5 protein-coding genes and 1 tRNA gene are annotated in these 6,721 nt (G+C 70.6%); 2 read left to right on the plus strand and 4 right to left on the minus strand.

The window, feature by feature from the left end; translation table 11 throughout:
* Positions 1-31: 31 nt before the first annotated feature.
* Both OERS_RS10885 and OERS_RS10890 read right to left on the minus strand, forming a co-directional pair.
* On the minus strand, positions 32-1,618 hold the full coding sequence (locus tag OERS_RS10885) for a GTPase (protein WP_068625770.1): 1,587 nt from the start codon (positions 1,616-1,618) through the stop codon (positions 32-34).
* Entirely contained in the window at positions 1,615-3,225 is a 1,611-nt protein-coding gene (locus tag OERS_RS10890; RefSeq protein WP_083201380.1) for a GTPase, read from the minus strand. Before OERS_RS10890 ends, OERS_RS10885 begins: the two co-directional genes overlap by 4 nt.
* A gap of 15 nt (positions 3,226-3,240) precedes the next feature.
* Here OERS_RS10890 and OERS_RS10895 point away from each other — a divergent pair.
* Together OERS_RS10895 and OERS_RS21100 are read left to right on the plus strand one after the other, a co-directional pair.
* Positions 3,241-3,316, plus strand: a tRNA-Arg gene (locus OERS_RS10895).
* 174 nt (positions 3,317-3,490) lie between these two features.
* A complete protein-coding gene (locus OERS_RS21100; protein WP_139107784.1) occupies positions 3,491-4,123 on the plus strand; it encodes a hypothetical protein in 633 nt (210 codons plus the stop codon).
* Between the two features lie 120 nt (positions 4,124-4,243).
* Here OERS_RS21100 and OERS_RS20690 read toward each other — a convergent pair whose 3' ends face one another.
* Together OERS_RS20690 and OERS_RS21520 are read right to left on the minus strand one after the other, a co-directional pair.
* The gene (locus OERS_RS20690; RefSeq protein ID WP_169834211.1) at positions 4,244-5,368 is read right to left on the minus strand and encodes an FG-GAP-like repeat-containing protein; all 1,125 of its coding nucleotides are present in this window, start codon (positions 5,366-5,368) and stop codon (positions 4,244-4,246) included.
* Between the two features lie 518 nt (positions 5,369-5,886).
* Positions 5,887-6,033 (minus strand): hypothetical protein, encoded by a 147-nt coding sequence (locus tag OERS_RS21520; protein ID WP_169834212.1) that lies wholly within the window; start codon positions 6,031-6,033, stop codon positions 5,887-5,889.
* Positions 6,034-6,721: the final 688 nt, after the last annotated feature.

A 6,721-nucleotide genomic window follows, 5' to 3' on the forward strand; every position in this document is an offset into this window, starting at 1 on the left:
GTGCGGGGCCGGCCTGGTGCCGACCGCGACCTCAGGCTGACGGTTCGCGCGCTGCGGTGTCCGGGGTCGTCGGCCCGTCTGTGGACGGAGCGACCAGATCGTGGGCTGTGGGCAAGCTCAACGCCCCGGTGAGCGGTGCGGTCCTGCCCGTGTCGCGTGCGGACTGGGCGAGCTCGCGCACGCGCCGGTGCTCGTCGAGCAGCTTCTGCGTGGGCTTGCCCATGGTCTCCTGGACCACTCGCTCGACCGCTCCGCGGCCCGAGGCCAGCACGGTCGCCTCGCGCCGACGGGCCAGGGTCCGACGGATCTGGATCCCCGCGAGGAAGAAGCCGAGCGCCACCAGGACCGCCGCGCCCGCCACGATCGCGGACGCAGCGACGATCGTCCGGTCGAGGTCCAGCACGCCCGACGAGCTGAGGATCGCGAGCGCCCCCGTGACGACGGCCACGCCGATGGCCACGAGCGCGGTCGTGCGCGTGGCACGGGCCGAGGACGGCCCGCGCGTGTCGAGCGAGACCTTGGACAGCGCCCGCTGGGTGTCCTCGACCAGGCGGTCCGCCGGGGCGACGGCCTCGTCGAGCGCCTGCTTCCAGCCCGGGCGCAAGGACTTGCCGGCGCGCGCGAGCCACCGGCTGCGCGAGAGCGCGACCGCGTCGGTCTGCGGCGGCGCGAACTCGGGGCGGCCGTACCCGTTGCGCACGGCCGCGGCGACCTGACCTGCCACGGCCGAGAGCCCGGTCGCCTCGCCGATCGCGGAGACCTCCTCGTCGACCGCGGTGCTCATGGTCCACGGCACCTCGCCCGGGGTCTGCTCGAGCAGCAGAGCCCCCGCACGGTCGAGCTCGCCCGCGACCCGGCTCGCAGCCACGCTGCGTCGGGCCACGGCCTGCTGCAGCAGCTCACGCACCTGGCCGAGCCCCTCGCCCGTGCGGGCCGAGACCATGGTCACGTACACCCCGGACAGCCCGTCCTCCTCGAGGAGGCGACCCATGTCCGCGACGAGGTTGCCGCGCTGGGTGGTCGGCACGGTGTCGATCTGGTTGAGCGCCACGACCATCGACGCCTCGAGCCCGACCGACTTCTGCAGGTATCCCGAGTGCAGCGCGTCGTCGGCGTACTTCTGGGGGTCCACGACCCACACGAGCAGGTCCACGAGCGGCAGGACGCGGTCGACGACCGCCTGGTGCGCGGGCTCGATCGAGTCGTGGTCCGGCAGGTCGAGCAGGACCAGCCCGTCGAGGCCCTCCTCGGCGTCCCCGTCGAGCTCGCTGCCCCGCGTGATGCGCCGCTCCGGGTCGACCTCGAGCCAGTCCAGGAGCGCCGTGGCCTGGTCGCTCCACGAGCACGCCGTGATGCGGGCCGTCGTGGGGCGCTTGGCACCGACGTCCGCGAAGTTCAGGCGCGAGATGCGGTTGAACAGGCTCGACTTGCCCGAGCCCGTGCCGCCCGCGAGCGCCACGACCGTGTGGTCGACGCCCAGGGCGAGGCGCTCGCGCACCCCGCCGATCGCGGTCCGGATGCGGTCCGCGACCTCGGGGTCGAGCCGGTCGCCCGCGAGGTCGAGGGCCTTGCCGAGGTCGTCCGCGCGGGACCTGAGCTGAGAGTCGTGGGACGTCATGAGAGCCTCCTGAGCTCAGCGAGGCGCAGGCGCAGCCCGACGGCGGCATCCGGCGCGAGGGCGGGGATGTCGAGGCGTTCGCGCAGGTCGACGGGTTCGCGGGCCACCATCGCGGCGGCGCGGTCGGCGAGGTCCGAGGCCAGGGTCTGCGCCGAGGCGGCCCCTGGCTCGCCGAGCAGGGCCTGCACGAGGCGCGTGGCGTCGTCGACCCCTGCGGCGGACGTGAGGAGCAGCGCGACGAGCCCCGAGGGCCCGAGCGCCTTGACCGCGGCCTCTGCCCTGCGGTTCTCGGCGCTGTCCTGCGGGGTGACGCCCGGCTCGTCGATGCCGCGCAGGGCCTCGACCGCGCGCTCGGCGACCGAGACCCACTCGTGGACCTGGGTCGCGGCGGCCTTCTCGCGCGCCGCCTCACGGGCCGGGTCGCCGTGCTCGGGCGCGAACGCAGGACCCCCGGGAGGCGCGTCCGGGCCGGTGAGCGCAGCGCGCAACGAGTCGTCGGCGCTCGAGCCGGCAGCGACCAGCGTGCGCGTCGCCGCGGCGCGGACCTCGTCGAGGAGCGGTTCGAGCGCTGCCTCACGTGCACGCCCGCGGCGCTTGGTCGAGCGCGCCAGCCCGTGGCGCACCTTGAGACGGTCGATCTTCTCGGCGCTCGCGAGCTGGGCCCAGCGCGAGGCGACCGAGCCCTCCGCGACGACGCCCGCGGCGACGGACGCGCGGGCCGAGGCCTCGGCGTCGGGCAGGGCCTTCTCGATCGTGCCGCGCAGCACCTCCGCGGCCTCGACCTGCTGCTGGACCGCGTCCGCGATGCCCGTGACCCACGCCGGGAGCGCGGCGAGCGATCCCTTGAGCGTGCGCACGATCACGGCGCGCGACCTGTCCGGCCCCGCGAGCATGGTCAGCCACCGGGCGATGGGGGTCACGGTCGCGCGGTCGAGCATGCCCTCGTGCGGCCCGACGTCGGGGATCACGAAGAGCGGCACACCCTCCATGCCGTGCTCGCGCAGGCGGGCCAGGAGGTCGCCGCGGATGGTCGTGAGGTTGTGCTGCGGGACGCGGTTGAGGACCATCGCGACGCTCGCGCCACGCTCCATGGCCTGGCCGAGCGCGACCCAGGGCAGCGCGTCGCCGTAGCGTGCCGCCGTGGTCACGAAGAGCCACAGGTCCGCGGCCTCGAGGAGCTGGGCTGCGGTCGAGCGGTTCTCCGCGAGGAGCGAGTCGAGGTCCGGGGCGTCCAGGAGCGCGGTGCCGCGCGGGACGCCGTCGTGCTCGACGACGCGCGACATCGCGGTCGTGGGGCTGTGGACCAGGACGTCGACGTCGAGCGGGTTGTAGGCGAAGACCGGCTCGCGCGTCGTGGGGCGCAGCACGCCCGCCTGCGAGACCTCCTCGCCCAGCAACGAGTTGTACAGCGTCGACTTGCCCGCGCCCGTCGACCCGGCGATCACCACGACCGCCGGGGAGGACAGCTCCTTGAGGCGCGGGAGCAGGTGCTCGTCGAGCTGGTTCAGCAGGCGCCGGCGGGCAGCCTCCGCCTCCGCGACCCCGTCGAGGACCAGCGGAAGCTCGACCTCGGCCACGTCGCGGCGCAGGTCACGGCCGGATCCCACTACGATGGTCCCCGCGCCCCGATAGCTCAATGGATAGAGCAACGGCCTTCTAATCCGTAGGTTGCAGGTTCGAGTCCTGCTCGGGGCACCATTCTGCCTGGCCCGACGTCTCCGCCCGCTCCCTCGCCGAGGCCGTCGACATCGCGATCCCCACCGTCCACCAGCGACTCAGGCGATACCCCGCGCGCGAGTGGCCCGGCGACGAAGCCCCTTGGACGTGGCAGTTCGTCGTCTTCTGGGCGTCGACGTGGCCTAGGATCGGCCCATGCGTCACGCGGACAGTACCCAACTCCAGAGCGAGTACCGTCGCTACCTGATCCGGGAACTCTCTGAACCGGTGACTCAGAATGAAATCGACGCCGAAGCCAAGTCCGTTGCCAACGAGCGTGCTGACCTTCTCGCGCGCCGCGCACAGGCGATCCGTGCTGAACAGCATTCAATCGATGACGCCCTTGCCGCCGGAGCAACTTTCGTTCTGAATCGGAAGTCGGACGGCAGTCGCTCCCTTGTGCACACCACAACGTGTGGCGCCATCCGCCACAAACTGGATAGGCAGGCAGAGTGGGATGCGCTCGGAGAGTTCGGCGACCCCGACTATTGGCCTTCACTGAGCATCTCAGTGCTCACCCGCGAGGAGGTCGAGGCGAAGGGGCGCTACCGACGCTGCAGGACGTGTTCGCCTGAGGTTGCCGAGTGGACACGTCCTAGCCCGCAAGACTCGATGCTTGTCCAAAGTCTCACGGATCGCCACCTGGGATCCCGGCTCTTTACCCTCGATGGCACAGACTTGGGTCAGTTGGAGGATGAGGTCGAGTTTGTGGCTGTACTGAGGACTTCGACCGGTACGCATCGCCTATCGAGCCGTGACCGGGTCAGAGTCCAGCGCCCTGCCACCTGATCCAGCCTCCGCGTACGACGAAAGGCCCCGCCCTCCGAAGAGGGCGGGGCTTCGTCACGCTCGGGTCAGGTGAGGCCGTCCGGGCGAGGCTAGGTCACCGGTGAGCGCTGAGAGTTACCCTCAGAGAACATGTGTGAACCCGTTGAATCCATCCTGGAGCCAGACGCGAGGGGTGAGCCCGCTGCCGTTGTGGGGGTAGTACCAGAGGGTGCCGGCGGCGTCGAGGGCCAGGACGTCCGCGAGGCCGTCCCCCGACCAGTCGGCAGCCATCACCTTCGTGTAGATGCCCCAGCCGGTGCCCAGTGACTGGCGGGACTGGATTCCCTGCGCGTTGTTCGGGTAGTACCAGAGCTCACCGTTGGGATCGACGGCAAGGATGTCGGCGAACCCGTCTCCGGACCAGTCAGCCGCGGTGATCTGGGTGTAGCCGTAGAAGCCGTTCTGGAGCCAGACGCGGGGGCTGAGTCCGCTGCCGTTGTGGGGGTAGTACCAGAGGGTGCCTGCGGCGTCGAGGGCCAGGACATCCGCGAGGCCGTCCCCGGACCAGTCGGCAGCCATCACGGTTGTGTAGATGTCCCAGCCGGTGCCCAGTGACTGGCGGGATTGGATTGCCAGCGCGTTGTTCGGGTACTGCCAGAGCGTGCCTGTGCCATCTACGGCGAGAAGGTCAGCGAAGCCATCGCCCGACCAGTCGGCCGACATCACCTGTGTGAATCCTTGGAAGCCACCCTGCAGCCAGCCCCTTGATGCGAGGCCGAGTCCGTTGTTTGGGTAGTACCAGAGGTCGCCGCTCGTGTCCACGCCCAGAACGTCGGCATACCCGTCGCCTGACCAGTCCGAGATGCGGTCGGCCCGGGGGCCCGGGGTCACGGAGCTGCTTCCGATGCGCATCGCTCCGACGAACCCGCTCGAGTACGCAGACGAGACCTTCACCTTCGTCCCGGGGATTGGGGCCTCGATCATCCACCCGTTGCCCAGGTAGAGGGTGACGTGGTCAATCACCGGCTGCTCTCCGGGCCAGTTATAGAACAACAGGTCACCTGGTTGGAGGTTTGCCCACGACACGGTCGTGTAGCGCGATCGGAGATTCCACTGGGAGAAAGCCGAACCGGTGCCAAGCGCGTCGGTGCCCGTCGCGGCCCAGTAGGCGTAGCGAGTTAGCCCGGAACAGTCCAGGCCCCAGCCTTGGACGCCGCCGCTAGGCCCGGGCGTCGTGTTATGACCCCCACCGCGTGAGTAGTTCACGCCCAGCTTGCTGCACGCAGCCTGAATCGCGGCAGTCGCCACCGCTGTCGCTGCCCCCTGAGGGGCGCAGGAGACGGCTGCGGCAGGCGCCGCACCCAACCCGACCATCACGCTCGCCCCGAGTGCGAAGGCTGCCACCGCTGAGACAGCTCGTCGTCGGAACGACTTCGTCGTTGAAGATGATCGACTGGGCCCGGGTGGGTCAGCCGGGTCAAGATTTGGTCGAATAGGCATCATTGCCACAGTTCCCCTAAGTCGTTCCAGAAGCGGACATGGCGAGGATTTCGCTCTACATCGGCCCACGCCACCCGAACGCGGAAATTCACCCGTTCTGCCCAGGACGAATCGCCCCGCTCTCCTCCCAGAAGGGAGTGAGGGCGGGGCGACGTCTTGCTCGGCTCAGATGCGCTTGAACTAACTGGGTGGTGTGCCAACTTCGGGGACGCGTACTCGATGCTGACGCTGTGGCGGCCGACGTAGGTGGGTGTCTGGGCGGAGCAGAGGACGAGGCGGGTGAGTCAGTCGGGGATGTGAGGTTCAGCCCACCGCCAGGCGATGTGCCAGGCGCCGACCACGAGCGCGGTGATGACGGTGATTGCGAGGTCGCTGGTGAGGAGACCGGCGACCTCGGCGGGTAGGACCACGACCGTGAGGAGCCGGGCCACCAGCGAGCCCCCACAGGACGGGCACGACGGTGCGCAGGTAGGACACGGCACGGTCGGAGATCGGGGACGCCGGGGTGCTCATCAGGCCGCCCCGCTGCTCCGGAAGGCCGCCGCGATGGCGTTGAACTGCTCGGCGGAGACACCCACGGAGGGGAGCGTCTGGGTCAGGGTGGTGTACATGTCCTACCCGACGACGGGCGCGCCCTGGCCGCCCGAGACGATGGTGGCTGCGTTGTTCGACTTGTTGAGACAACGATCATGGTTTCGTCCTCCTGGACGGTGGGGAGCGCCGAGCCGGTGCCCGGCCACGCCGCGCGAGCTCGCCCCGATCCGTGGGTCGGTGGCCAGGCGAGCCGGGATGTCGTGAGTCTCCAAGCCAGCCGGTCAGGGCCACGAGCGCGACGAGCTGGGCGTCGGTCCACGGCGGAACGTCGGAGCCGTCGCGCCAGTACCCCGCGGCGCCGGACAGGCAGGTTCGAGTCCTGCTCGGGGCACCGCTACGCGTCCTTCAGGAGCATCCGCTGCATGGTTCCGCTCGCGGCCACCCGGGCGCCCTGACGGGGCCGACTTCTCCCTCGTGGACTGCCGGCACGCCCGTGGTCGCCGTCCGGGCAGGACGAGGGACGGGCGGGAACGTCTGCGGCTTGCCGGCACCGGCCCAGGCCCCGGCCCCAGCCGGCCGCGCCGG

It is taken from the genome of Oerskovia enterophila, assembly GCF_001692445.1.
GTDB classification, from domain to species: domain Bacteria; phylum Actinomycetota; class Actinomycetes; order Actinomycetales; family Cellulomonadaceae; genus Oerskovia; species Oerskovia enterophila.

What these genes read in the sequence shown, in the direction of transcription:
- OERS_RS21100 (WP_139107784.1), top strand. Translation starts at nt 3,491, where the DNA reads ATGCGTCACGCGGACAGTACCCAACTCCAGAGCGAGTACCGTCGCTAC.
- OERS_RS10885 (WP_068625770.1), bottom strand. Translation starts at nt 1,618, where the DNA reads ATGACGTCCCACGACTCTCAGCTCAGGTCCCGCGCGGACGACCTCGGC.